The 24,234-nt window shown below is 45.8% G+C and carries 26 protein-coding genes; 4 read left to right on the top strand and 22 right to left on the bottom strand.

Going from position 1 to position 24,234, the window contains the following annotated elements; all coding sequences use genetic code 11:
* Positions 1-16: 16 nt before the first annotated feature.
* The 19 genes from ACFO4L_RS02355 to ACFO4L_RS02265 all read right to left on the bottom strand — a co-directional run bounded on the left by ACFO4L_RS02355 (position 17) and on the right by ACFO4L_RS02265 (position 18,070).
* Positions 17-1,039 (bottom strand): glycosyltransferase family 2 protein, encoded by a 1,023-nt coding sequence (locus tag ACFO4L_RS02355; protein WP_377908041.1) that lies wholly within the window; start codon positions 1,037-1,039, stop codon positions 17-19.
* Between the two features lie 2 nt (positions 1,040-1,041).
* Positions 1,042-2,235: a glycosyltransferase gene (locus ACFO4L_RS02350; RefSeq protein WP_377908040.1), complete on the bottom strand. Its 1,194-nt coding sequence runs from the start codon at positions 2,233-2,235 to the stop codon at positions 1,042-1,044.
* Positions 2,204-3,250: a glycosyltransferase gene (locus ACFO4L_RS02345; RefSeq protein ID WP_377908039.1), complete on the bottom strand. Its 1,047-nt coding sequence runs from the start codon at positions 3,248-3,250 to the stop codon at positions 2,204-2,206. Before ACFO4L_RS02345 ends, ACFO4L_RS02350 begins: the two co-directional genes overlap by 32 nt.
* Before the next feature lie 60 nt (positions 3,251-3,310).
* Positions 3,311-4,444 (bottom strand): SAF domain-containing protein, encoded by a 1,134-nt coding sequence (locus ACFO4L_RS02340; RefSeq protein WP_377908038.1) that lies wholly within the window; start codon positions 4,442-4,444, stop codon positions 3,311-3,313.
* On the bottom strand, positions 4,441-4,791 hold the full coding sequence (locus ACFO4L_RS02335) for a helix-turn-helix domain-containing protein (protein WP_377908037.1): 351 nt from the start codon (positions 4,789-4,791) through the stop codon (positions 4,441-4,443). The genes ACFO4L_RS02340 and ACFO4L_RS02335 overlap by 4 nt, the downstream gene beginning before the upstream one ends.
* Positions 4,792-4,816: 25 nt before the next feature.
* Positions 4,817-5,974: an aminotransferase class I/II-fold pyridoxal phosphate-dependent enzyme gene (locus tag ACFO4L_RS02330; protein ID WP_377908036.1), complete on the bottom strand. Its 1,158-nt coding sequence runs from the start codon at positions 5,972-5,974 to the stop codon at positions 4,817-4,819.
* Complete coding sequence (locus ACFO4L_RS02325) at positions 5,955-6,614, bottom strand: acetyltransferase (protein WP_377908035.1); 660 nt, start codon at positions 6,612-6,614, stop codon at positions 5,955-5,957. The genes ACFO4L_RS02330 and ACFO4L_RS02325 overlap by 20 nt, the downstream gene beginning before the upstream one ends.
* A gap of 1 nt (position 6,615) precedes the next feature.
* The gene (locus ACFO4L_RS02320) at positions 6,616-7,707 is read right to left on the bottom strand and encodes an EpsG family protein (RefSeq protein ID WP_377908034.1); all 1,092 of its coding nucleotides are present in this window, start codon (positions 7,705-7,707) and stop codon (positions 6,616-6,618) included.
* A 15-nt stretch (positions 7,708-7,722) separates the two neighbouring features.
* Positions 7,723-8,592 (bottom strand): glycosyltransferase family A protein, encoded by an 870-nt coding sequence (locus ACFO4L_RS02315; protein ID WP_377908033.1) that lies wholly within the window; start codon positions 8,590-8,592, stop codon positions 7,723-7,725.
* Complete coding sequence (locus ACFO4L_RS02310; protein WP_377908032.1) at positions 8,561-9,706, bottom strand: glycosyltransferase family 1 protein; 1,146 nt, start codon at positions 9,704-9,706, stop codon at positions 8,561-8,563. Before ACFO4L_RS02310 ends, ACFO4L_RS02315 begins: the two co-directional genes overlap by 32 nt.
* Entirely contained in the window at positions 9,703-10,788 is a 1,086-nt protein-coding gene (locus tag ACFO4L_RS02305) for a glycosyltransferase family 4 protein (protein WP_377908031.1), read from the bottom strand. Before ACFO4L_RS02305 ends, ACFO4L_RS02310 begins: the two co-directional genes overlap by 4 nt.
* Positions 10,785-11,672 (bottom strand): UTP--glucose-1-phosphate uridylyltransferase GalU, encoded by an 888-nt coding sequence (gene galU, locus ACFO4L_RS02300; RefSeq protein WP_377908030.1) that lies wholly within the window; start codon positions 11,670-11,672, stop codon positions 10,785-10,787. Before galU ends, ACFO4L_RS02305 begins: the two co-directional genes overlap by 4 nt.
* 16 nt (positions 11,673-11,688) lie before the next feature.
* Positions 11,689-13,491, bottom strand: coding sequence for a polysaccharide biosynthesis protein (locus ACFO4L_RS02295; RefSeq protein ID WP_377908029.1), 1,803 nt, complete (start codon positions 13,489-13,491; stop codon positions 11,689-11,691).
* A 224-nt stretch (positions 13,492-13,715) separates the two neighbouring features.
* Entirely contained in the window at positions 13,716-14,375 is a 660-nt protein-coding gene (locus ACFO4L_RS02290; protein ID WP_377908028.1) for a CpsD/CapB family tyrosine-protein kinase, read from the bottom strand.
* Complete coding sequence (locus tag ACFO4L_RS02285) at positions 14,365-15,084, bottom strand: YveK family protein (protein ID WP_377908027.1); 720 nt, start codon at positions 15,082-15,084, stop codon at positions 14,365-14,367. Before ACFO4L_RS02285 ends, ACFO4L_RS02290 begins: the two co-directional genes overlap by 11 nt.
* Before the next feature lie 425 nt (positions 15,085-15,509).
* Positions 15,510-15,710, bottom strand: a complete 201-nt coding sequence (locus tag ACFO4L_RS02280; RefSeq protein ID WP_168008858.1) for a cold-shock protein — start codon at positions 15,708-15,710, stop codon at positions 15,510-15,512.
* Between the two features lie 169 nt (positions 15,711-15,879).
* Positions 15,880-16,080 (bottom strand): cold-shock protein, encoded by a 201-nt coding sequence (locus ACFO4L_RS02275; RefSeq protein WP_377908025.1) that lies wholly within the window; start codon positions 16,078-16,080, stop codon positions 15,880-15,882.
* A 169-nt stretch (positions 16,081-16,249) separates the two neighbouring features.
* The gene (locus ACFO4L_RS02270; RefSeq protein ID WP_377908554.1) at positions 16,250-17,137 is read right to left on the bottom strand and encodes a DMT family transporter; all 888 of its coding nucleotides are present in this window, start codon (positions 17,135-17,137) and stop codon (positions 16,250-16,252) included.
* Between the two features lie 15 nt (positions 17,138-17,152).
* Entirely contained in the window at positions 17,153-18,070 is a 918-nt protein-coding gene (locus ACFO4L_RS02265; RefSeq protein WP_377908024.1) for an aldo/keto reductase, read from the bottom strand.
* Positions 18,071-18,361: 291 nt separating this feature from the next.
* Between ACFO4L_RS02265 and ACFO4L_RS02260 the strand changes: the two genes are divergently transcribed.
* Entirely contained in the window at positions 18,362-18,670 is a 309-nt protein-coding gene (locus ACFO4L_RS02260) for a hypothetical protein (protein ID WP_168008866.1), read from the top strand.
* 70 nt (positions 18,671-18,740) lie between these two features.
* Here the strand turns inward: ACFO4L_RS02260 and ACFO4L_RS02255 are convergent, their stop codons facing one another.
* Positions 18,741-20,051: an anaerobic C4-dicarboxylate transporter family protein gene (locus ACFO4L_RS02255; protein ID WP_377908023.1), complete on the bottom strand. Its 1,311-nt coding sequence runs from the start codon at positions 20,049-20,051 to the stop codon at positions 18,741-18,743.
* A 365-nt stretch (positions 20,052-20,416) separates the two neighbouring features.
* Between ACFO4L_RS02255 and ACFO4L_RS02250 the strand changes: the two genes are divergently transcribed.
* The 3 genes from ACFO4L_RS02250 (at position 20,417) to ACFO4L_RS02240 (ending at position 22,989) form a co-directional block, all read left to right on the top strand.
* Entirely contained in the window at positions 20,417-21,643 is a 1,227-nt protein-coding gene (locus ACFO4L_RS02250; protein ID WP_377908021.1) for a DNA polymerase IV, read from the top strand.
* The gene (locus tag ACFO4L_RS02245; protein WP_377908020.1) at positions 21,640-21,960 is read left to right on the top strand and encodes a YolD-like family protein; all 321 of its coding nucleotides are present in this window, start codon (positions 21,640-21,642) and stop codon (positions 21,958-21,960) included. The genes ACFO4L_RS02250 and ACFO4L_RS02245 overlap by 4 nt, the downstream gene beginning before the upstream one ends.
* Before the next feature lie 66 nt (positions 21,961-22,026).
* Positions 22,027-22,989, top strand: a complete 963-nt coding sequence (locus ACFO4L_RS02240; RefSeq protein WP_377908019.1) for an acetamidase/formamidase family protein — start codon at positions 22,027-22,029, stop codon at positions 22,987-22,989.
* A 72-nt stretch (positions 22,990-23,061) separates the two neighbouring features.
* Here the strand turns inward: ACFO4L_RS02240 and ACFO4L_RS02235 are convergent, their stop codons facing one another.
* Positions 23,062-23,223 (bottom strand): hypothetical protein, encoded by a 162-nt coding sequence (locus ACFO4L_RS02235; protein ID WP_377908018.1) that lies wholly within the window; start codon positions 23,221-23,223, stop codon positions 23,062-23,064.
* Positions 23,224-23,233: 10 nt separating this feature from the next.
* On the bottom strand, positions 23,234-23,941 hold the full coding sequence (locus tag ACFO4L_RS02230; protein ID WP_377908017.1) for a tyrosine-protein kinase family protein: 708 nt from the start codon (positions 23,939-23,941) through the stop codon (positions 23,234-23,236).
* Positions 23,942-24,234: the final 293 nt, after the last annotated feature.

Raw genomic sequence — 24,234 nt, 5'->3', positions numbered from 1 at the left:
TTTACTCCCCCCTTCTTCATCTACTGGTCACACTATTTATCACGTCAGAACGTGAGCTATTATTATTCCGCTTGCCAATTCTTCTAAATAGGGCTTTTAAAGCTTGATCGCTTATATAGATACTAGGATGGATATCGAAAAGCTGTCTGCTGCTTAACGTCTCTTGATTATTAATTTGAACTGACTTAAGTTTTTCAGAATTCAGTGTTGCTCTTATTTTCCTTGCCGCTATACGCCAGTCTTTTCGATACACTTTCTTTATAACCAATTTATAATGAATAAGGTGCATTTTTACAGTCTCTTCTGCCTGAAGCGGATACAATTCGTTATAATGTTCGTACATAAATTTACTTCGTTCTTCCAGGCCTTCTAAATAATCAAGGTGTTTCAATGTATAGGTATTCACAATGCTTCCTGTTCGCTGGCGATAATAATATAATGGGTCGTTTAAATAAAGCAGCAGATTTGCGCGATGCATTACTTGATGCTGCCAAAACACATCCTCAAATAATTTACCTGCAGGAAATGTTATGTTTTTTATCAAATCAGCTCGGTATAACTTTCCCCATGCGAAATTTTTAATGTACTGATTGTGAATTAATTCTTTTATCATTTGATGATTACCCATTAAACAGCTCTGATTTTCTTTTAAGCCAGTTGCCAAAACTTTTTGACCTGAAGACCACATATAGTAATAATTTGTTTGAACAATATCTGCGAGATTCGTTTCAGCTGCTTGCACCATTTTTTTTATACAATCAGGATGAAGGTAATCATCGCTATCAACGAATACGACATAAACTCCTTCTATTTTTTCAATGCCACTGTTTCTAGCGTGAGATAGCCCGCCGTTCACTTGGTCTATCAGTACGATGCGAGAATCAATAAATGTATCAACTATTTTTTTACTGTTGTCTGTCGAACCATCATTTACGATAATAATTTGAAGTTCCTTATGCGTTTGTTTGATAACTGAATTCAGACATTCTGCTATATATTTCTCTACGTTATAAACCGGAATAATGACTGAAACGAGCATATTCACGCCTCCTCCCCGATTAAGTTGTGAAACTGTGTCATTTGTTTTGTGGCTGAAAAATCAATATTTTGACATCCTATACGCAATTTTTCCTGTAACTCTGTGTCTCCCGCCATTTTTTCAATATCATTTGCAAGTTCAATGCAGGTCGTACCTGAAATAATGCCATCAACCCCATCTTTCACCTGAGTCGAAGCTGTTGGATAATTTGTTATAATGACTGGAAGTTCCATTATTTGGGCCTCTAAAACAGTGACAGCTTTACCTTCATATCTAGATGGCTGTACATATATGTCTGCTTTAGCCAAATCAGGATAAGGGTTTATTTTCTTTCCTACCAGTTTAAAACAATCCCCTACATTAAATTCGGTGATCAACGATTTTAGTGCTGACTCTTCTCCGCCATAGCCAATTACCGTCCATTCAAAAGTTATCGTTCCCCGTTTTTTTAACTCAGCGGCTGTCTTTACTGCTGTATCAATACCTTTTGCATGTGACAATCTTGAGATCGTTACGATTTTGGTAACCTGTGATTTTTCCTCGCTTCTTTCACCGCCAAGATCTTTTATTCGTTCAGGCGATAACACATTTTCTATTGTTTCAGTTCTATCTTCCAACTCAGGGTAATTAGTTATAAAAGCTTTCGCAACAGAATCTGAAATTGCTATTATGGAGTTAAATTGCTTCCACATTGCTAAATCTATTTTTTTATTTACTTCAACTGATGAAAAGTCTGTGTGTATCCAAGCAGCACTTTTCCCGGCCTTAACTTTACTTGCAGCGAAATGCGGCCATAAATAGCTGATTACCATATCATATGATCCAGGTATATCTGGTAAATACCTTATTGATTTTTTCCACATTAATTGCATCTGTTGATACCCAGGCTCTTCAAGTTTTTTTACCTTGCCTACTATTCCAGCTTTCCATTTAGCAGAAATCCTTGCTGATGCCAGTCGATAGTGTTTAGATTTCAATACCGACTTAATTGACTGTCTAAATGTTTTGTATTCAGGTATTTCCTGGAGCAGAGTAACATGTTCAGGCACCTTATTTGCCAAATCACCACTATGACTCATTAAAAAAAGAGAAATATTATATGGCGATTCTTTTAAGTGATCCAGCAGCGATAACAAGCTTTTTTCTACTCCGCCTATCTCAAGATCAAATGATATGATGAGCAGCTCTTTTGTCACTAGTATCTCCTTTCCACTGGTATAACTCCTGATACATTTCTAGTATGTCGGATTGATTCCAGTAAGTTAATGCCCTGCTAATTGGCAGATATTCTTGGTTAGCCAACTCACATATTTTTTCTGCCCAAATAGCAGACCCTTCACTCAACGGGAGTCTGTGAAGCAGGCCGCCTCCCAGATCAGCTTCCGGCTGAAGAGCCTGTGAGCCCAGTACCGGCGTGAAAGAAGTCTGAGCCTCAAGTGCCGCAATTCCCAAGCCCTCAAAGATAGATGGCATCAAAAAAACATCCATCATATGATAATAGATGGATGGCTCTTCAACTGCGCCAGTAAACGTCACCGCATGTGTAAGCGACATTTCTTCAGCGCGCTGCTTCAAAATTTCAAGCTGATCCCCGTCCCCTACTATCAGTAGACCGGCATTGACACCCCGTTGAAGTAAAGCAGCTAATATATCCAGCATGAAACTGTGGTTTTTCACCTTCGTCAATCTGCCTACACTTCCTATCACCAGCTTATCGTCCCAACCATGTCTTTGCTTAAGTTCATGTATTGCTGCTTCAGAAGGGCGTTTAAATGGCTCCGGGTTAAACAGATTTGGCATGATGTGAAAAGACTTCCCAGCGAATAAATAGTTTCCTGCTGACTGGCTGCAGGCTAGAAAATCTGTAGCAGAAGCTGTAATACATGCTCGCATCAGTCTTTCGTAGATTTTTCTTCCTTTTTTGTCGGAAGGATCAGCTGTCGTGTGAGCGTGTACAATTCGAATGGGAACCCCCGCTGCTTTTGCCGCAGCTAGTGGAACACCGCTTTGAAAAAGCGTGTGTGCATGAACGGCTGCTGGCTTTACTTTACGAAACAACTGATAGTGTGCAGCAAACGACCTTGGATGGCTAAGTGACATGACTTCCGCCCCAAGCCTACGAATTTCCTGATCGAACCCACCGGCAGCTCTATCGTAGGATAAAAAAATACTTTTCCACGGCGGCTGCATCCTGAGAAGCGTCATCAGCATTTTTTCCGTTCCACCCATGTTCATTCTGCCTGTGACATGAATGATTGCCTGCCTGTTCATTTATCTCACCTCTAAAGCAGCATGAATAGACTTCCAAATAGAGAGCGCTCTGGAAGAAGGGAGTTCCAAATCCGTTATTCTGATAATCTCACCAGCTGCTACCGACTTTTTAATAACTGCGTCTTTAATCAGCCCAATTGGTATATGATCAGGGTGAAGATTGGTTTTTACAGCTTCACCTCTTACAGCAAAGCTGCCGCATCCTTCCGCTATCATCTCTCCGGGCTCTAACTGCCGTTTTGCAATTGCCGCAGCACTGATTTTAGGATCAGTGCTGTTTGTCAGCAGCGGCGGCTCTCCATTCTTTACACGCCGAAGCGTCTTCACGATCTCAAGATGGCATAAGTGAAAAGGGGTCGTCAGCGTGTAATTAGGCCCTGGCCCCAGCTTGAAATAGTCCAAAGCCGCCGTCTGGTTACTGTCGTGAGAAGCAGTGATAAAGACACCAGGGGGACCTGACGCACAGATAACATAATCACTGATCGGCCTTCCTGTAACTTGTTCTGCCAAATACTGTCCGCCTGTTTCTACATCTTCCACTGTCTCACCTGTCAACCCTTGCCGCAAAATGTCTGCCTGCAGCCCATTGGCGGTCAACACCTGCTCGATCTGCACTTTTGTTCCATCTGTAAAGGATGTGACCTTTGACAGCCTTAATCCCTTTTTGTCTGCCCAGTAAAGCATGTCCTGCTTCGAAGGATTTATATTTAAAAATCCTTTTATATTTCCATATACGAGCGGTCTGAATCCCATGGCAAGAACATTTTCTCGTAAAGCAGCCAGACTACCAGGCTGGTCACCCTCTGCCTCTGTGATGTATCCCGTTTTCGCAAAATGTGAACCTGTTGTAACCTGAAGCTCTGCATTCATTGTTACTACTGGAAGGCCCATACGATGAGCTTCTTCAATTACTTCCGTCCCGTGGTGGACATCTCCGCTGCATTCAACAATGATGTCTGCTGAAGCTGTCAGCGCTGCGATGTCGTTTGTGAGCACTGCTGAACTCATATGAGTGACATTCTCTGTCCTGCGGCGGGTTAACACTCCAGAAACAGTGAATTCTTCATCCTGCTGCAGTCTTTTATATAGTCCGGTCGCTATAAACCCTGTTCCGGAAATGCCAATGTTTGTCATCCTGTCATCCCCCCTTCAAGACCGTCCTTTTTTTTTTGCCAAATAATAAATTCCAATACCTTCTCATACTCTTTTAGATCGTCTTCGCTCACATTTAAATCCCGGATCCTTTCCAGCAGATTTTCCTGCAAATCTGTTCTTCCGCTTTCCGGCTGAATGCCAAGAAGGGTAATTAAATCCGTTTCCAGAACTTCTGCAAGCTTTTCAAGTACTTTAATCGATGGATTTTCATTAATGCCTCTTTCAATGTTGCTAAGATTTGATTTTGATATATTTGCCTGTTCTGCTAACTCCGTCAATGTCATCCCCTTTGTTTTACGGAGCCTTGTTATGTTTTGTCCAATCATGTTCATACCCTCTTTATGGTTGGATTTAGAAAACCACCGCCTCCTGCGGATTGGACTGCTGGAAATATTCCTCCATAATGCTGATCACTTCCTGTTGGATGGAAGCAGTCATTGCCGTCCCTGACGGAAGACAAATGCCTCTATGAAACAGCTTTTCAGCGATGCTGCTTTCGTGTAAAAAAGAATCCGCATGCTTAAAGAGCGGCTGCATATGCAACGGCTTCCAAACACGTCTTGCCTCGATCCGTTCGCCGCGAAGCTTTTGTATAAACGGTACAGGCAGCACGTTTTCTGGCAGCAGAGCCGCTGTCAGCCACCGTGTTGCTTTTCCATATGATGCTTCCGGCATATAGGAAAACGGAAGGCCTGATTCAGCATAACGCTGATATACCGTGCGTTTTTCGTTAACTCTCCGGTTCAGCACTCTCAGCTGTCCCCTTCCGATGCCTGCACTGATGTTACTCATTCGATAGTTATAGCCATATTGGGTATGTTCATAATGCTCGGCCGCTTCTTTGGCCTGTGTGGCAAGATAGACTGCCTGATCTGCCCAGTCTGTTCGCTCCGTAACAAGCATCCCGCCTCCAGACGTCGTAATAATTTTGTTTCCATTAAATGAAAATACTCCGATATCTCCGAGTGTCCCTGAAAATGATGATTGATAAACAGCTCCAAGTGATTCAGCTGCATCTTCAATGATATATACGCCGTATTTTCTGCAAAGCTGAATGATCGGCTTCATATCAGCGCTTTGCCCATAGAGGTTAACGACTATACAGGCTTTCGGGAGCTTTCCTCTTGCTGCATCAAATTTCAATGCCCGTTCAAGCACCTCCGGAGACATGTTCCACGTTTTCGAATCTGAATCGATGAAAACCGGCTCGGCCTGCTGATATAAAATGGGGTTTGCGCTTGCGACGAACGTAAGCGTCGAGCAGTAAACCCTGTCTCCCTTACCGATACCGAGTACGTGCAGCGCCAGATGAATAGCTGCGGTTCCGGATGAGAGTGCTACTGCCCTTTTAATACCGCAGTATGCAGCCATTTCTTCCTCAAATGATTTGATATGAGGGCCAACCGGTGCGATCCAATTATCCCGAAATGCTTCCCCGACATAATCTGCTTCCGTACCCCCGAGATGCGGAGGCGATAAATAAATGGGTTCAGCCCGTATGTTCTTCAATTTCTTTCCCCCCTTTGTGAATCCGTTGTGCAGGTGATCCTGCTGCGGTGATATAACCAGGTATCGATCTGATGACGGTCGACCCTGCACCTATAATGGACCATTGTCCAACTGTCTTACCTGGAATAATACTGGCGTTTGCTCCGATATGGGCCCCCTCCAGCACTGTCGCTGCCCCTGTCAGCACTGCCTGCGGAGAAATATGGGCATAGCTTCCAACAAAAGCATCATGCTCAATGATGCTGGAAGTATTGATAATGACATGCTCACCGATTTTGGCGGAGGCCTGAATAACGGCATTGGCAAATACAACGGTCCCGAAGCCAATGACTGCACTCGGACTTACAACAGCTGCAGGATCAATGATCACAGCGTATTTCGTCTGAGGCACCGGCAGCCTCTCTTTCAGTCGTCTTCTTGCTTCATTTGATCCGACTGCAATGATCCAGCGGGCTTCTGGAAACAGCTGCAGAAGGGAAGCTGCTGTCATAAGAGGCATATAGAGCCGTCCGTTACGCATCACAACTTCTTCGAACTTATCATCCACTACAGCTTTAACAGCATAGTTTCCTTCCCGCGCAATTGTCTCGTTCACTACCTTGCTGTGTCCTCCTGATCCCACCATAATCAGCTCTTTCACGTCATTCACCTCCCCTGAACAATGGAATGTACTGACTGTCATATTGGATATTTAACGTCACTGAGTATTCAAAGACGAAATAAATTAAATAACAGCAGACAATTGTAAAGTACACAAATGGCTGATCTTTTTCATAGAAAGCTTTCACAATCCAGGAAACCAATATCAGTGAGAACAGATCGAAGTAGATTGCCATTCTGGCAAAGATCCACAGCTGTGTCGATAACATCATAAACAGGACACCCATCAGCGACAAATTGACGACCACATCTGCTTGCGGGAAAATCTTCTCAAGTTTGTGTCTTCCCATATATGCGACAATAAGGGGAGCTGCTGCAACCGCTACACGGATGATATTTGCTCCACCTTCGTTAAATTCTGAATAAGCCCCGTATTTGGTTTCCTCGAGTGCTCCAAAGATAATCGATGAGAATTGTTCATATCCAAAAGCAAGAACGACACCAGCAAATAGCAATAACAACGTTTGCTTTGTCCATGCTTTTCTCCTAACGATAAAGTAAATCGGCAGCATGATTAAAGCGCTTTGATGGAAGGTGGACGCCAATAGCACCAGCGCTGCATAAGGAATAAATCTGCCGTTAAATAGAAAAGAAGCGCCTGCAAACACAATTGCAGCGGCTAAATACTGCCTCATTCCATTCATTGTGACGAGAAACATTCCAGAAGTAATAAAAACGTAGAGACTTAGCTCAAACAACCTCGAGTAATGATAAGTAACTGCCGTAATAATGGTCAGCGTAATGAGTGCACATGTGAAAATAAGAATTTGGCCATCATAGGAAATGGACTGCAGTAGCCACTGAAGCACTCCGAAACCCGGTTCATCTCCCTCAAGAGCTGCTTGCAGCGTCCATAATGTATTATCATATTCTTCGCGGTATACGTACGTGTCGCCAATTCCACTGCGCAGTCCGGATACCGCAACCATAACAGTTAATGCCAGAAAGGCTAGCGCAGCATTTGGTTTTACTTTTGAAGGGAACGACAGTGAATCTGATAGCGGCCTCGAAAAGTACCTGGCAGATACTGCAAAGCCGAATACTGCCCCTAAGTTCAGCCATAGCATTTCCACAAGCGCCCCCCCTTTCTACTTGTTTTTCAACCAAATATATCCTGCGAGCAACGTACCCGGTGGGACCGCTGCTGCCGTAAGCCACTTTTTCGGTGCTTCTGTGAAGAATCGGTGATTGCGGTTCATCCAAGAACTGGATACATAATGAACGGCGTTTCGATACTGAAACCCGATACCAGCTTGCGGCAGCATCATCATTTCTTTTCTGTAAAACGAAAAGCCTGCCGGATTTCGTTTATACTGTTTCAACATGTTTCTGCTTGAGCCGTCTTCCTGGTAATCCACCTGGCATATTTCCTGATCGTACAGATAGAGCGGTCCTTTAGCGTCAATTTTTAAATACTTATAATCGAGACCGACGTATTTTTCTTTTTCAAAAAGTGGATATGGCCACTCACTTGTCCATTTACTTTTGTATACGAGTTTCTTATCCCCTCGTACTCGATAGCGCCGATACAGATCGTACAATGTTGACGTCTGTACATTTGGAAAATCTGTACCGATCCTGTTTTCCTGCATATCGCAGTTGTGAAATGCGATACCCGTGCAGCTTGCTGGACACTCCTCAATAGCTTTATGAATATGGGCAACAGCTTCCGGCAGAAACATATCGTCCGAATCCAGGCAAGTGTTCCATTTCGTATTCATTATGCTGTACGCGGTATTATGAGCTCCGTGCATTCCTTGATTATCCTGAAAACAGTAAGTGATCGGTATCATTTTCTGCTTCTGCCACTCATTGACCAATTCAGCTGTTTGATCGCTGGATCCATCATCAATGATCATCCATATAAAACGTTTATCCGTCTGCTGGAGCAAACTTCCATAAACTCTTGAAAGCGTATGGGCTCTGTTAAACGTTGGTGTAAAGATAGTCAGTTCCATACCGTTCTGCCTCCCGCACCCGGCTTTCATAGAAGGATTGCAGATCCTTCGCAGCCTGGAGGCTGTCAAAGCGTCCTGCTTTCTTCTCAATCAGTCTGGAGCACCTTTCGTTGCGTCTTAGTGCCAGTCCTCTCATCATTTTCTCCCATCGCTCTGGTTCAGATAAAGGTAAAAAACGGCACAATCCGGCTTGTATATCAATGTCTGGTGTAATCGTATTTGCAAGCAGACAAGGCAAGCCAGCTGCTTGGGCTTCAATTACAGATACGGGCAATCCTTCATGCAATGACGGAAATACGAAAACATCCATGGCATGCAGGAAACCTTCTATGTCCTCCTGAATACCAGCGAACAGGACATAATTACTTATTCCCAGACGTGAAGCAAGCTTTCTAAGCTCTGTTTCCAATGGACCAGCTCCGATCAGAATCAGCCTTGCTGCTGGTTCCGATGCATGGACAGCCGCAAACCGCTTCAGTAAAAAGACGTGATTTTTTTGTGTTTGAAATCGACCCACATGACCAAAAAGCGTATGAGTTTCATCGAGTCCAAGCTGAACCCTGATCCGGCGACGGTTCATTTTGTTAAATAAGAAACTTTCTGTACGGATCGTATTCGTTAAAACAAGATAATCATTCTGGTCCGGAAACAGCCACCTGCCTGCTTCTTTTGAGCAGGCAATAAAATGCGTAGCGCTGAATTTAATCTTCTTCCCCGCCCCCCATTTATACATCTTGATCAGGCTGCTTCCCTCACTTGACGTGTTATGGCTGTGTGCAATTCGAATTGGCACCCCTGCTTTGTGTGCCCTTTCCAGTACGATGCCGCTGAGCTTATCCATGTGAGCATGAATAATGATCGTTTCCGGATGTTCATGGAAAAACTGGTCTAACCCTTTCACGTATTTTTTCGGCCCGCTTCGAATGGAGGGAATTCGGTAAATACGCCCTCCCAGTCGACGAATTTCATCATCATAAACACCTTCGAAACTCGTTAGAAAGTCAAACTGAATTCGGTTTCTGTCAATGCTTCGATATAAATTCATTAACAGGGTTTCGGCTCCCCCCCGATTCATGTTGACAACAGCATGCAGGATTCTTACCGGTTCTCTCATCCACTCTCCGCCTCCTCTCCGTAGAGTCCAGCTAACTCATTCACTACTTTCCGACTTGTATACACGCTTTCGATTTTCTGGTGAGCTTTATCTGCGAGTCCCTTCGCCAATTCCGGGTTCATCAGCAGTGTATCCAGTGCTGCAGCAAATTCTTTCGGTTTATCTTTGCCTACAAGCAGCCCGCACCCTGAAAGGAGTTCTCTGTGACCGCGATTTGCTACAGCGACTACCGGTGTTTTTACTGACATCGCCTCCATCACGTTTACCGGAAGCCCTTCCCGAAGACTAGAAGCAACTGCAACAGTAGCTTGTCTGTAAAGGCTGCGAACATCCCTTCTGTTCCCAAGAAAGTGAATACGGTCGGCCGTGCCGTGTTCAATTGCGGCTTGTCTAACGGGTTCCGGATCACCGATTCCCGCCAAGACGAGATGAACCGGTTTTCTCATATAGGAGATAACTTCTGCCAATAGCCGTTGATTCTTATTCTTATTCAGTTCCGCGGCATAAAATAAAATGTCGGTATCCCGAGGGAGACCGAGTTCTTGACGAATATCCTGTTTATCTTCCTTTTCTTCTGCAAGTCCTACTCCATGAATGTGGACGATTCGCCCGGCAGGAAACCGGTGACTGACGGCACGCTTGTAATCTTCTTCATTGATCGTTATCAGTGTATCCGTCCAGCGTGCACAAAGCCGCTCTACAGGGTAATACATCAGCCAGCTGCTGAGCGGAGATCCATCGCAGAAATGAAAGCCGTGAGCTGTGTAATAGACCTTTGTTTCTGGTACGTTTCTCGCAGCGAGTCTACCAAGGACGCCGCCTACCGGAGTATGAGCATGTACAATGTCATAACGTTCTGCTTCCAGAAGGCTTTTCAACTCCTGATAAGCTGCAGCATTATTCCTGTCGATGGGACTTCTTGAAATCGGAAGCGTGATTTGCCGGTCAACTTCCTCAATCTGATCTCTGCCTCCAGCCGCAGCGTGCACTTCCCATCCATGCTGTTTCAGCCATCGTATGAAAGGCAGATGAAATACGTTAAAATGATAGGAAACAGTTGCTACTAAAAGTATCTTCTTCATGTCGGCTCTTCCTGGAGCGCCTGGCTGATTTCCTTCTTCAAAAATGGGATTAGAGCGTCCCTCAGCTTTTTATCCCGCATCGCATACGATATCGTCGTTTGTATAAACCCTAGCTTTTCTCCCACATCATACCGGATCCCTTCGAAATCATACGCGTATACCTGCTTATCCAATGCAATATCTCTGATCGCATCTGTCAGCTGAATTTCTCCTCCGGAACCTGGTTCTGCGTGTTCAAGCCGCTCAAAAATCTCAGGTGTTAGAATGTATCTGCCTAAAACAGCAAGCTCTGAAGGTGCCGCAGCGGGAAGAGGTTTTTCTACTAATGAGCGAGCTCTGTACAAGCGCCCCTTTACCTTTTCTGCATCTACAATACCATAGCGTCCAGTTTCGTCACGTGGTACCTTCTGAACCCCTAGTATTGAAGCCTGGTGTGTTTCAAACTCCTCTATTAATTGCTGAAGGCAAGGCTTATCTGAATGAACGATATCATCTCCGAGCAGCACGGCGAATGGCTCATCACCGATAAATTTTCGTGCACACCATACTGCATGACCGAGACCTTTCGGTTCTTTCTGGCGAATATAATGAATGTCCACCAGCGTGGAGGAGACCCTTACTTTTTCAAGCAGATCATGCTTATCTTTTTTCCAAAGTGACTCTTCTAGTTCAAATGCATGGTCAAAATGATCTTCAATGGCCCGCTTTCCTTTTCCGGTCACAATAATGATATCCTCGATTCCGCTTGCGACCGCTTCTTCTACAATATATTGAATAGTCGGTTTATCAATAATCGGCAGCATTTCCTTCGGCATCGCTTTTGTCGCCGGCAAAAATCGTGTTCCTAATCCAGCAGCGGGAATAATTGCTTTTTTTACTTTCATTTCTACCCCTCCTCTCCTAAGCGGTTGTTGTTTCTGCAGGAAGCGTTCTCCTATTGGCCTTTTCAAGCAAATGGAGGCGCAGCTCTTCTCTTGACTCTGTATCAAATGTATGCAGGACCTGTTCAAGTTCATCCAGCGGGATAGACGTAGCCTTTCCAAGATATATTTTTGGATAAATCTGATCTTCGTGAATTTCTTCTGGGTTTAGCAGCTCTTCATATAATTTTTCTCCCTGTCGTACACCTGTGTATACTATTGGAATTTCATCAGTTGTATATCCGCTGAGAGCAATCAAATTCTTTGCTAGATCCGTGATTTTTACCGGTTCACCCATGTCCAGTACGAATGTTTCTCCTCCCTCAGCTAATGCGCCTGCCTGCAGCACCAATCTTGAAGCTTCAGGTATAGTCATGAAATAACGAATCATATCAGGATGCGTGACCGTAACAGGGCCGCCTGCTTCAATTTGCTTCTTAAATAAAGGAATCACACTTCCATTACTTCCTAATACGTTACCAAATCGTACAACACTGAACTTTGTATTGCTCTCTTTGTTGACATGATGTACAAGCATTTCTGCGAGTCTTTTAGTCGCTCCCATTACACTTGTTGGATTTACCGCTTTATCCGTTGAAACCATCACAAACGTTTCTACTCCTGCCTCAGATGAGGCAAGTGCTGTTTGATAGGAACCTAATGTATTATTTTTTACTGCTTCATGCGGACTGATTTCCATTAAAGGCACGTGTTTGTGTGCAGCTGCATGATAAACGTGATTAGGTCTGTATGTTGTCATAATATCCAGCATTCGCTCGTAATCTTGCACATCTGCGATTAATGGTACTAATTCGATTGATGGGTACAGTTGTTTAAGCTCCATGTAAATATGATAGATACTGTTCTCGCCATGTCCTGTCAGCAATAGTTTTGCAGGTGCGAATCCGGATATTTGCCGGCAAAGCTCTGATCCAATTGAGCCCCCCGCACCGGTTACTAATATCGTTTTTCCTTTCATGCCATTCGAAATGACTTTTTCTTGCAGCTTCACTTGTTCACGACCAAGTAAATCCTCAGGTGAAACATCTCGTAATTCCTTCACGGATAACTTACCTGTAACGAGATCTTCTATCATCGGCAAGACCTGTGTTTTAACAGCTGATTTTAATGCTGCTTCGTAAATACCATGTATTTGACTCTTTTTTAACGAAGGAATTGCAATAATGATACGTTCAATTTCATATTTTGCGGCAATTTCAGGTATGGTTTCGGTAGGACCTTTTACAGGAAGCGATAATATATCTAAATGCTGTTTGTTCGGATCATCATCTACAAATAATACTGGCTTTAAATCGCATTCTGAATTTTGAATAAGCTGCCTTGCCAACATTGTTCCAGCTGACCCTGCTCCTACGATCATGGTTCGTTTTCTCTCAACAGAATCATTTCGCAGTTGATCTTGTCTAAGCCTTAGGAAAAACCGCACACCTCCGACTCCTAACAGCATTAAAGCCCACGTGACAAACAAAACTCGATATTGTATATAGCTGAACACGGCTAGCTGAATGATCCCGTTTAATATGACGGCAGCCGTTAATGTCTTTACAATTAATTTCATCTCCCCTATGCTCGCATACTGCCAAACTTTTTTATTCATTCGAAAGTAGGCCGAAGAAACATAGTAGCTAAATAAGATGATTAACAGGGACAGCCAATATATGTTGTTAAAGGCTACATCCGTTACATCTACGATGACATAGCTGGATGTAAAGGCAGTTGCTATTACAGATGTATCCAATATCAGAAACAGTTTTTTGCGCATTATTATCCTCCTTTCCTTTTTATTAAGCGAGAAGCCAGAATGTACTGGCTTCTCGCTTAATAAAAAAGTGGGCCTTCAACCCATCCTCACTCCACACCATTGACGACCAGCGTCTAAGGGCTTCCCCCACAGCATGAACGAGTTCTGCGTTTGATAAAGGAGCTTGCAGAACCTCCTCTTATAAAAAACTATCGTGCTTAATAACGAACGTTATGTTAAAAAAATTATCGTTTCAGCCAAGCTAATTTTCTTGTGTTAAACAATGCTCCTGTTACATGTATTTCATAACTTTCAAGGGAAGTTTTCAATTCGTGAAGATCATGAGTACTTGTCTTCATTCTTCTTACTACTACCAAGCTGCTGTCGCTTTTAGCAGCAAGTAATTTTGCAGTTACATTTGTTTGCAATGATCCTGTATCAATAAACACATAATCGTACATACGTTTTGCCTGATACAAGATGTCATCCATTGCATTAGTTTGAATAACAGATTCCAGCTGCTTCGATATTGTTCCCGAAGGAAGTATAGATAATCCTGGAAACTCACTTTTTATTACTGCATCCTGTAAAACACCTCCGTCAGCTAAAAGGTTGCTAAATCCCTCATCGTTTTCAATCCCGAATATTTTATGCAGCCTGGGACTGTCAAAATTACCATCTATCAGTAATACACGCTTTTCTTCTTTGCTAAAAGAGATACCTAGATAAGATATTAATGTTGTTTTACCTTCATATTTATTTTGAGATAATACACTGAAAACTTGTGAATGACGTTTCTTTGCGCCAAATACTATATTTGCTTTAATTCTTCCATATTCCTGATCTAACTTAGTGCCCGCTGCTTCATAAAAAATCTGCATATCTTTCCTCGTTTTAAACAACATTTTCACCCTCTTTTACGACTGCGGCTTTCTTTTTTACCTTTTTGGGGCGCATTGCAAGTCTGTTTATTTTTGATGTAGCTCCCATAACTGGTGATTCGAGAATTAATTCCACTTCCCGTTCGGTACGAATCCGGCGATCCATTCCATCTATTAACAAAGCAGCACCGATTCCGGCTGCCAAGCCTGCCGCTATCGAGATCAGCTTCATTGTTTGACTGTTGTCCGTCACGTATATTCCTGCCTCCTCAACTTTCGCCTCAGACAGGACTGTCACGGTAGGAGTATTCGCTTTTTCGCCTGCAATCTCCGGGAAGGTCTCTACTACCGTATTTACAAGTTCCGTAGCTTCCTCAGGGCTTCGGCCATTTGCGGTCACACGAATAATTTGAGAGCCTTCAATTTCTTCTGCAGCAATATTTTGATTTAATATGGTTACAGACGTTTCCCATGGAAGCTTTGAAGCTACTTGCTCTAATACCGCTGGCTCATTCATCATGGCTGTTAATGTTTTCATATTAAAGTTAACATCTTCACCTTCATTTACGATGACTGAGGCTTTGGCAGTTGAAATGGGTTCACCAGTGTTTCCGCCCAGCAGGTAAGCTCCACCTCCTCCGATTAGAGCTGTAATCATCACTATAATCCACCATTTTCGGAATAGCGATTGAAAGATTTTTCGAAGCTGGATTTCCTGACCGCTTTCGTTCATTTGGAACCTCCTATCCACCAATTCTTAATAACGAACGGATTGATTGATTTGTTCTTTATTTAATTCTTTATACAAGCTTAATTCGTAATAACGAACAAGTCAACCGATTTTTTTGAATATTTTCTCTTTTATTGTGTGAATATTCGTTTTTAAGAACGTCTTTTTCACTTATAAGGAAAAATCTTTTTAACTCAGTCATTTCACCTTATAAAACCATTTGCATTATTCATTAGACTGAACAGTGTAACTTATCCTGTGGAAGAGTAGGGAGGAGATGATACAATCTACCGCTTCGTTAATAGCGAAAATTTACAGAGTCTTTTTGATGATGAGGCGTGCAGAGAACTGTAAACGTTTTTTGCTTTCTAAACTAAAAAACTTCCGGGGGCAACCCCCCGGAAGTTCTGTATCCTTAGAAAAGGATATTATGCTTTTGTTACGTTAGCAGCTTGTGGTCCACGCTGACCCTGCTCGATTTCGAAAGAAACAGTTTGACCTTCTTCAAGAGTCTTGAAGCCTTCTTCCTGAATAGCGGAGAAGTGTACGAATACGTCGTCCTGTCCTTCTACCTCGATGAAACCGAAACCTTTTTCTGCGTTAAACCATTTTACTGTACCTGTAGTCATGGATAATCCTCCTGCGCGGTCTATGCCGCATATTTATTACTTAATTGAGCTCTCGTTTTATCGTGCAAGAGGAACTGACTAGTTCTTCATCTTACGTGACGTTTGAAATCTCAATAAGCGATCAAAAATGTTGAAATGGTGTTGCTTTGAACAGTAGATGCTGCCTGTATTAGTTCTTTGTTACGTTAGCAGCCTGTGGTCCACGCTGACCCTGCTCGATTTCGAAAGAAACAGTCTGACCTTCTTCCAAAGACTTGAATCCTTCTTCCTGGATCGCGGAGAAGTGTACGAATACGTCGTCCTGTCCTTCTACCTCGATGAAACCGAAACCTTTTTCTGCGTTAAACCATTTTACTGTACCTTGAGTCATGCATAATCCTCCTGCGCGGCTATATTAACCGCATAATATTACTTGATTGAGCAGTTCTTTTATTCGTGCAAGAGGAACTTTCCAGTTCTTCACTTACTTTCATAGCCGAACCTCAATAAGCTATTTCCTAGTATAGTACATGAAACCTAAAAAGGAAACCCTTTTTTCATTATTTCTTATCTTTGCCTTTGCTGGAAGCTGTCATCCATACTCCCATCATGACGATCAATGCTCCGGCAACGTGCGGCAGCCGTACAATCTCATTAAGCCAGGCTGCTGCTCCTGCCATCGTAAAGACAGGAAGTAAATTAAGAAAAACGGATGCTTTTGCTGCTCCCATCTCCCCGACCGCTTTATTAAATAGAAGAAGCGCAATGATTGATGGAAAAATGGCGAGGTAGGCTATACCGACTGCTTCTGGCACCCCGGGCTCAGGGATACCAAGCAGGAACCATTCAGCAGCAATAAAAGGCAGCAGAATAACGACCGAGAGGCCGTTCATTACCAGTACTGCCGCAAATGCAGGAAAGTGGCTCATATACGTTTTCACGAGCAGCGAGTAGGCAGACCAGCACAGCACAGCTCCTATCATTAAGACATCCCCTGGATTCCATCCCATACCGCTCCCTGTCACGATCGCGCCCTCAGTAACGACCACCAGTGCTCCTGCACCTGACACTGCGGCTCCGGTCCACTGGCGCCAGCCCAGTTTTTCTCTTAAAAGAAGCGCGGCAAGCAAAATGGTAACTGCCGGAATCGCTGTCTCAAGCACTGCAACATTCGAGGCCGTCGTAAACTGCAGCGACGCATAGATGAACGTATTAAAGAACGTTACGCCTGTGATCGTCATCCAGAAGAAAGGACGCCGCTTTTCTATAAACAGCGCCCGGTACTCCCAGGCTGTTCTCCAGGCGAATGGAGCCAGCAGTAAAAAAGCAAACAGGAGGCGCATAAATGCAATCGTGAAAGGCGGCAAATCGTTGATCGCCTTTCCAGTAAGAATATTGCCGGAATAAAACAAGACGACCAGAATCATGAAGAGCGATCCGCGTAAAATGACGGGCTGCCCCCTTTACGGCAGGTCGTTGCCTGCAGCTGTATAAAGTTCATACCACTGCTCACGGCTCAGGTTTACATTGGATGCGGCTGCTGCTTGACGGATTCGGTCCGGAGTCATCGAACCTATTATCGGCTGGATAGAGGCCGGGATACGGAGCAGCCAGGCTGCCGCTGCAGTGGTTTTCGATATACCCTTTTGTTCCGCAATTTCTTCCAGCTTTTTATTTACTTCCGGAAAGTCGCTGTTATCAATAAACGGCCCTTCAATCATGCCATGCTGAAACGGAGACCAGGCTTGAATTGTCATTGATTCTTTTCTGCAGTATTCAAGCAGCATACCGTCCCGCTGAACAGCACCTTCTCTGTGCATATTTACCTGCAGACCAGCATCAATGACTGGCGTATGCATGAGACTGAGCTGAATCTGGTTGATAATCAAGGGCACATCTACATATTGCTTGAGCAGCTCGATCTGTCCAGGATGATGATTGCTTACGCCAAAATAATGGACCTTTCCGCTTTTCTTCAGTTCAGAAAATGCGGAAGCCACCTCTTCAGGCTCCATCAGCACGTCCGGCCGATGCAGGACGAGAATATCGAGGTTCTCTGCTCCAAGCCGTTTTAAAATCTTTTCAACGGATGTCACGATGTGCTCTTTGGAAAAATCATAAAAGCCGCTGCGGATTCCGCATTTTGATTGAAGAATCAGTTTATCCCGATCCGCGCCTTTCAAATCCACTGCTCTGCCGAACACTTCCTCAGAGGCTCCCCCTCCGTAGATGTCCGCGTGGTCAAACAGCGTAACTCCCTCTTCGAGACTTGTACGAATGACGGCGTCTGCGTCCTTTGTGCTCAACCCTGCCATCCGCATACATCCCAGGGCTACTTCCCCTGCCTGAAGCGGGCTGCTTCCGATATTTATGACTTTCATCCTAATCACTCCTTTATATCCTCTTATCTGAGACCTGTTTTATTGTAGCACAAAGGCGTTTCTGACAGCGCGGAAACCGTTTTCTTCTAATTTACAATAAAAGGATTTAAAAAGAGTCTATTAACGATTGACTGTTCCCAAATCTGAGTATTCAGGTTTATTTACCTACCCTCTTCATACGGTTTATATTTGGGTCAGGAAAAACGTGATGCGTCATGATTTTCTGTTGGCATCAGGCGGGTTCTCCGGTTCCCGCCGCCAGAAATATTTGTTTATGGAGGGTTGTACTGTATGGATGTTCGTATGAATACGCGTACGCGTCAATGGCTGCTGAAACAGGGCGGTGTCGTCACGGTTGATCCGTTTGTATTTCCGGGATTGATTAAAAACAAACGGATTCTGATTGATCATGATATTTCCCACGCGGAGCCGGAGAACAAGGAAGCTTATCACCAGTTTGATGTCGATGGAATTACGGTTTATCTCCACCGTAGCCTCACGATGAAGCACGCTGTCACTTTTTCTGTCGGAGGACGTGCACCGTTTGAGCAGATGCAGGTGAGCGGCGTACGCCGTCTTTTTACTGAAAATACGTGGTAGACCTTTTCTACCGCTAAAACAGAAGCCGCCCAGCCTCTCGGCCTGGACGGCTTCTTTTGTTTTACTTGCTTTAGAACAATGCCGTAAAGGCAAACCCTAATGCAACGGCACTAATAATCGCAACCAGTCCCGGAATCATAAAGCTGTGGTTAAATACATAATTTCCGATTTTGGTTGTTCCGGTGCGGTCAAAGTTGATTGCGGCAATAAGCGGACCGTAGTTCGGAATAAAGAAATAGCCATTTACTGCCGGGAACATGGCAATCAGAAACAGCGGGTTGATGCCTAATCCTACTGCAAGCGGCATCAGCGCGCTGACTGTAGCCGCCTGGCTGTTCAGGAATATCGACATGAAGAACAGAGCAAATGCAAAGATCCACGGGGCCGTTTCCACCATTCCCTGCACCGCTGGTTCAATTTGATCCATATTCGCCTGGAAGAACGTATCCCCCATCCAGGCAATCCCGAATATCGCAACGACAGCTACAATTCCTGCACGAAACACGCTTCCCTCTGCCAGTTTATTCACATTAACTTTCCCTGCCAGAATGATGATTGCAGCAACTGTCAGCATAATGATTTGAATCGTATACGGCATCGACAGCGGCTCCATTTCGCCGTCTACCGCAAAGGAAGGTCTAAGCTCCGGAATACTTCCAAGCAGAACGATCAGCATCGCAGCAGCCAGAAACAGCCAGACCGAAAGCTTTGATACGGTTGTTACCTCTGCGGTATTTTCTCTCACTGCGGCAGGACGCAGCCCTTCTTTCACGCGCTTTTGATATTCCGGGTCGTCCTCCAGCTCAGCTCCCCGCTTCCGAATCACGAAAGCAGAAATCATAATCGCTGTAAAGGTTGCCGGAATGGTTACGGCAAGAATTTGAAAGAGCGTAATGTCGAACGGCGCCAGCAGAGCTACTAAGGCAACGGTTGCAGCTGAAATCGGGCTGGCTGTGATCGCCTGCTGCGAAGCAATGACAGCGATGGACATCGGTCGCTCCGGCCGTACTTTCGATTCCTGTGCAACTTCAGAAATAACGGGAAGCAGCGTGTAGGCGACGTGCCCGGTTCCAGCAAAAAAGGTGAAGAAATAGGTGACTACCGGAGCCATAAATGTGATGCGCTGCGGGTTTTTGCGCAGGATTTTCTCCGCAAGCCCGATCAGATAATCCATACCGCCAGAGGCCTGCAGGGCACCGGCCGCTGTGATAACCGCCACAATCATCAGCATGACATCAATCGGCGGCGACGTCGGCTCCAGACCGAAACCAAACGTCAAAATGGCAAGGCCGACCCCGCCCATGACGCCGAGGCCGATACCCCCGATTCGTGCTCCTATTACGATAGCGGCCAGAACGACCGCGAACTGAATCCAAAACATAGTTCTGTTCCTCCTGATTCATTTATGCAGACGTCCAGTCTGTTTTAACGCTCTTTATCATAGCAGTACACTGCAGAGAAGACGAGTCAGCTGTAGCCGGCTTCTTTGCATTTTTGCCGGCTCTGCTTTCTCAAAACGCTCTGAGCTTTCTGCTCCTCCTATTTTAAAGAGTATTATCGCATATGCACATCAATAAGCTCATGAAATCGATTACATCTGTTATTTGCTCCCATACCTGTTTTTTTGAATCAAATCAGGTTTGATAATCACCAAAAAGCGGAAATAAATAAGCGAACATGTGTTCTTGACCTGCTTTTCCGTTCAGAGTAAGATAAACATAGTGATTCCATCAGGAGGGCTGTCACATGAACCAGACTATTTTTCTTATCGATATGCAATCGTTTTTCGCCTCAGTGGAACAGCAGAAGTATGGACTTGCCCTCGGGACGCCGCTTGTTGTGTCAGGTGCTCCTTCGCGCCCCTCCGGCGTTATTCTTGCTGCAAGTCCGGAAGCCAAGCAGGCTGGTATTACAAATGGAGAGCGCCTCCGTGACGCAAGGCTGAAGTGCCCGAACGTGCGCATTGTCCCCCCGCACATGCAGGACTATCTCGACTGGTCCCTGCGAATCACCGATATTTTTGAAACGTTTACTGATCAAGTGGAACCTTACAGTATTGACGAGCAGTTTATGGATGTATCCGGATCCATTCGCCTCTTCGGTTCGCCGGAGAAGACGGCTGCTGCCGTTCAGGAAGCTGTTTATCAGGAAACGGGAGTCTATGCACGTGTCGGGATCGGCGACAATAAAGTGCTTGCTAAGATGGCGTGTGATTTGTTTGCAAAGAAGAGCAGCAGCGGCCAGGCCCGGCTCACGTCAGACGATGTAGAATCCAGGCTCTGGCCTCTTCCGGTCGAAAAGCTGTTCCGGGCCGGCGCGAAAATGAGCCGCCACCTCCGAATGCGCGGTCTTCAGACCATTGGCGACTTTGCCGCACTGAAACCTGAAGAAGTCCGCTCAAGATGGGGCATTCACGGTCAGGTGCTGTGGATGAATGCACAGGGCGTTGATCATTCTCCGGTTACCACCGAGACCTTTTCCGGTCAGAAAGCGATCGGCAACGGGATGACACTGCCGGCTGAGTACGTTCGTCTGGAAGACATTGAACTCGTGCTGCTCGAGCTGTGCGATGAAGTCTGCAGCAGGGCCCGTCGGGAGTTGAAAGCAGGAATAACTGTTTCCTGCGGGGCTTCCGGTCCAGCCGGCGGCTTTCACCGCAGCATCTCCATGCAGGAACCTTCCAGCGCCGCTTCGGCCGTCTTCGCAGCTGCCGCTTCCCTGCTCCGCCGCTTCTGGTCCGGCTTTCCCGTCCGCCGGATTCATGTGTCTCTTTCCGGACTTTCGCCCGATGGCTGTATCCAGCTGAATCTATTTCGGGATCCCGGCAAACAGCTTGCTTCCCGGGAGCTCGGCTACATGACTGACCGGCTCCACGACCGGTTCGGCAAACATGCCGTCAGGCGGGCTTCCTCCAAGCTGCCTGCTTCCCAGTTTCAAGAGAGAGCGCAGCGAATTGGAGGTCACTTTAAATGAAAGATCGTTATTTAAAGCGAGGAAATTTAATGTGGGAAGGCAGCCGTATGATGCTGCACGAGCATACGGCTGCCTTGAAAAAGCGGGCGGAACTGCAGAAACGCACACCGCCGCCCTCCCTCACCTCTGAAGACTGGGCCCTTTTCGGAGAACGGCTTCATACCGCTTCTTTTCAAGGGTTCGAAGTCGAGCTTCTTTTTTGGGAAGATGGCGCCGTCTACAGTGCAGTCGGTGTTCCCGTCCTTAGCGAAAAACGTATTTATATAGAAGGAACCGAGTTAAAGCCGGAACAACTGATTCGGGTAACGTATGCATAATACTTTGCAAATGCGAACGGCTGTGTCATGCTCACAGAGAACATTTCACAAAAGGAGTTGACCTGCATGATGCATCATACGATTCCTTTGAGTCAAAGTGTGCTGCGCGGCTCGTTCAGCCGGGACTACGATCCTGTTCTGACAGCTGCCTCAGAGGACACCATTACATTTCAAACACCAGATATCGAATGGGGATACAGCCCTGAACCGGGAAAAGCAGTACGAACGCTTCGACCGGCTGCAGAAGAAGCCGATCCAAAGCATCCGGTTATCGGTCCGATCGAGATTCAAGGAGCATCCCCCGGCATGACGGTCGAAGTACGTATCCAAAAGCTTGAAACCGGCTGGTATGGACGGAGCTGGGGTGGCGGAGCCGGCACTTGGCAGAGCGAGGCCATGCAGCTGACGGGTGATCGGACGGCGATCGACTGGCGTCTTGACCGAGAGACCTCGACGGCTACTGCTGACATAGGAGACGTCTCCTACACGGTTCCGATGCAGCCTTTTCTTGGATTGATTGCCCTGCAGCCGCGAGGAAGAGACGTCTATCCGACCCCTCCTCCTTACTATACCGGCGGAAACATTGACTGCCGGGAGCTGACAGCAGGCAGCAGCCTTTTTCTCCCCGTAGAAACGGAGGGAGCAATGCTATACGCCGGCGACGGCCATGCAGCCCAGGGTGATGGAGAAGTAAGCGGTACAGCAATCGAGTGTCCGATGGATAAAGCAAGCATTCAAATCATCCTGCATCCGGACATGACGCTCACCCAGCCCTACGCAAAAACTCCTGCCGGACTCGTTACCTTTGGTTTTGATACGGATCTGAACATTGCATGCGCCAATGCGCTGCGGGACATGAACCGGCGGATGGCTGCTGCATTTCAAATCACAGAAGAGCAGGCCGCCGCACTTGCCGGCGCTGTCGTAGATCTCCGCATCACCCAGGTCGTTAATGGTGTAAAAGGCGTGCATGCGGTTCTTCCTGAAGATCGGCTGCACGTTGCCGGACTCGCGAGCGACTCCAGTTGAAAATCAACGTATTAAAAAAACGCTTCCGAAGCCTGCTGGCTTTGCGGAAGCGTTTTTTCGTATCGATGATGCTCAGGCTCCAGGTTTACGGGTCCGGTTTGAAAACCTGGCTACCGTATAATAAGCCCGGTCATACAATTTCGCTTTAACACGGCGACGACGGCGTTCAAAGGATATCCATCCGCCGATGGCGGCAGCTGCAGCCGCAGCTGCCAGTAAAATCAACATCCACATAGCAGACTCCTTATTTAATACGACGATCTCCTGCATCCAGCTGCAGGAATGAAGTCAGTTTTTCCCATCCGCGTCCGTAAGGGGACAGGGGACGAAGCGTTCGGTATGGCCGGTTTGTGCCATCTTTTAGATTACGGGCTGCGTGCCGGAAGCGCTGAGCCGTATCTTGGTCCGGGTAAAGCGCAACAGGAAATCGTGAGGCAGAGGAATCCATATTTGTAATCCAGCCGATCACATTATCCGTTAATGTATAGGACAGGCAGGCTGCCATCGTTCTGTCTTTCTCAGGGTCGTACCGATTCAGCACGACAGCGGGCGAAACACCGATGGACTCCAGCTTTCCTACAACACCGTCTGCACAAGGGATGGAGCTTTCCTCCATCGTAGTCACCAGAACCGTTTGAGAGCTAAGATTTCCCCAGATCTCATAAGCCGCTTGCGGGACATCTGCAATGATCCATTCGAACGTCCCATTTTCCGCTTCATCCTTCAGCCTCGGCAGCTCTTCTGAGCGGGCCTGCATGATTTTCAGCAGCGGAGTATACGGAACGCTTCCATCTGCAGTGCCTGCCGCACCAATCAGGCAATCAGCCTTTTCCGAACAGTCAATTAACAGTACGCGCCTGCCGCTTAATGCGAGCGATACAGCGAGGTTAACCGCAGTCGTCGTTGCACCTGATCCTGACTCACCACTGGTAACACTGACAAATGGAATCATTGCATAACGCCTCCTTATAAAAATGAATACCTTCCACGGACGGTTCTCCTCTGCTACAATAAAAAGCATCATGCTTGATTGAGGAGGTCCTTCATTATGACGTCACGCTATCATTGCTGCGCTACGTGCCAGCATTTTTCTGCAGCGAAAACAGCAGACGGGATGACGTACACGTGTGTACGCCTTGGATATGTAACAAAACCGTCCTATCAGTTTTCATGCTGGGAGCCGCGCAGTGATATACGGACAAAAATGAAGAACGAACAGTGAAGTTCTTTACCCGAATTGGCAGA

The sequence above is a fragment of the Bacillus daqingensis genome (genome assembly GCF_042654445.1).
Classification (GTDB): domain Bacteria; phylum Bacillota; class Bacilli; order Bacillales; family Salisediminibacteriaceae; genus Alkalicoccus; species Alkalicoccus luteus.
The sequence above is the reverse complement of the archived record's forward strand: the minus strand, read 5'-3'. Positions and strand labels throughout refer to the sequence as shown.

What these genes read in the sequence shown, in the direction of transcription:
- ACFO4L_RS02355 (WP_377908041.1), bottom strand. Translation starts at nt 1,039, where the DNA reads ATGCTCGTTTCAGTCATTATTCCGGTTTATAACGTAGAGAAATATATA.
- ACFO4L_RS02345 (WP_377908039.1), bottom strand. Translation starts at nt 3,250, where the DNA reads ATGCTGATGACGCTTCTCAGGATGCAGCCGCCGTGGAAAAGTATTTTT.
- ACFO4L_RS02340 (WP_377908038.1), bottom strand. Translation starts at nt 4,444, where the DNA reads ATGACAAACATTGGCATTTCCGGAACAGGGTTTATAGCGACCGGACTA.
- ACFO4L_RS02335 (WP_377908037.1), bottom strand. Translation starts at nt 4,791, where the DNA reads ATGATTGGACAAAACATAACAAGGCTCCGTAAAACAAAGGGGATGACA.
- ACFO4L_RS02315 (WP_377908033.1), bottom strand. Translation starts at nt 8,592, where the DNA reads ATGGAACTGACTATCTTTACACCAACGTTTAACAGAGCCCATACGCTT.
- ACFO4L_RS02310 (WP_377908032.1), bottom strand. Translation starts at nt 9,706, where the DNA reads ATGAGAGAACCGGTAAGAATCCTGCATGCTGTTGTCAACATGAATCGG.
- ACFO4L_RS02305 (WP_377908031.1), bottom strand. Translation starts at nt 10,788, where the DNA reads ATGAAGAAGATACTTTTAGTAGCAACTGTTTCCTATCATTTTAACGTA.
- galU (WP_377908030.1), bottom strand. Translation starts at nt 11,672, where the DNA reads ATGAAAGTAAAAAAAGCAATTATTCCCGCTGCTGGATTAGGAACACGA.
- ACFO4L_RS02295 (WP_377908029.1), bottom strand. Translation starts at nt 13,491, where the DNA reads ATGCGCAAAAAACTGTTTCTGATATTGGATACATCTGTAATAGCAACT.
- ACFO4L_RS02290 (WP_377908028.1), bottom strand. Translation starts at nt 14,375, where the DNA reads ATGTTGTTTAAAACGAGGAAAGATATGCAGATTTTTTATGAAGCAGCG.
- ACFO4L_RS02285 (WP_377908027.1), bottom strand. Translation starts at nt 15,084, where the DNA reads ATGAACGAAAGCGGTCAGGAAATCCAGCTTCGAAAAATCTTTCAATCG.
- ACFO4L_RS02280 (WP_168008858.1), bottom strand. Translation starts at nt 15,710, where the DNA reads ATGACTACAGGTACAGTAAAATGGTTTAACGCAGAAAAAGGTTTCGGT.
- ACFO4L_RS02275 (WP_377908025.1), bottom strand. Translation starts at nt 16,080, where the DNA reads ATGACTCAAGGTACAGTAAAATGGTTTAACGCAGAAAAAGGTTTCGGT.
- ACFO4L_RS02265 (WP_377908024.1), bottom strand. Translation starts at nt 18,070, where the DNA reads ATGAAAGTCATAAATATCGGAAGCAGCCCGCTTCAGGCAGGGGAAGTA.
- ACFO4L_RS02260 (WP_168008866.1), top strand. Translation starts at nt 18,362, where the DNA reads ATGGATGTTCGTATGAATACGCGTACGCGTCAATGGCTGCTGAAACAG.
- ACFO4L_RS02255 (WP_377908023.1), bottom strand. Translation starts at nt 20,051, where the DNA reads ATGTTTTGGATTCAGTTCGCGGTCGTTCTGGCCGCTATCGTAATAGGA.
- ACFO4L_RS02250 (WP_377908021.1), top strand. Translation starts at nt 20,417, where the DNA reads ATGAACCAGACTATTTTTCTTATCGATATGCAATCGTTTTTCGCCTCA.
- ACFO4L_RS02245 (WP_377908020.1), top strand. Translation starts at nt 21,640, where the DNA reads ATGAAAGATCGTTATTTAAAGCGAGGAAATTTAATGTGGGAAGGCAGC.
- ACFO4L_RS02240 (WP_377908019.1), top strand. Translation starts at nt 22,027, where the DNA reads ATGATGCATCATACGATTCCTTTGAGTCAAAGTGTGCTGCGCGGCTCG.
- ACFO4L_RS02235 (WP_377908018.1), bottom strand. Translation starts at nt 23,223, where the DNA reads ATGTGGATGTTGATTTTACTGGCAGCTGCGGCTGCAGCTGCCGCCATC.
- ACFO4L_RS02230 (WP_377908017.1), bottom strand. Translation starts at nt 23,941, where the DNA reads ATGATTCCATTTGTCAGTGTTACCAGTGGTGAGTCAGGATCAGGTGCA.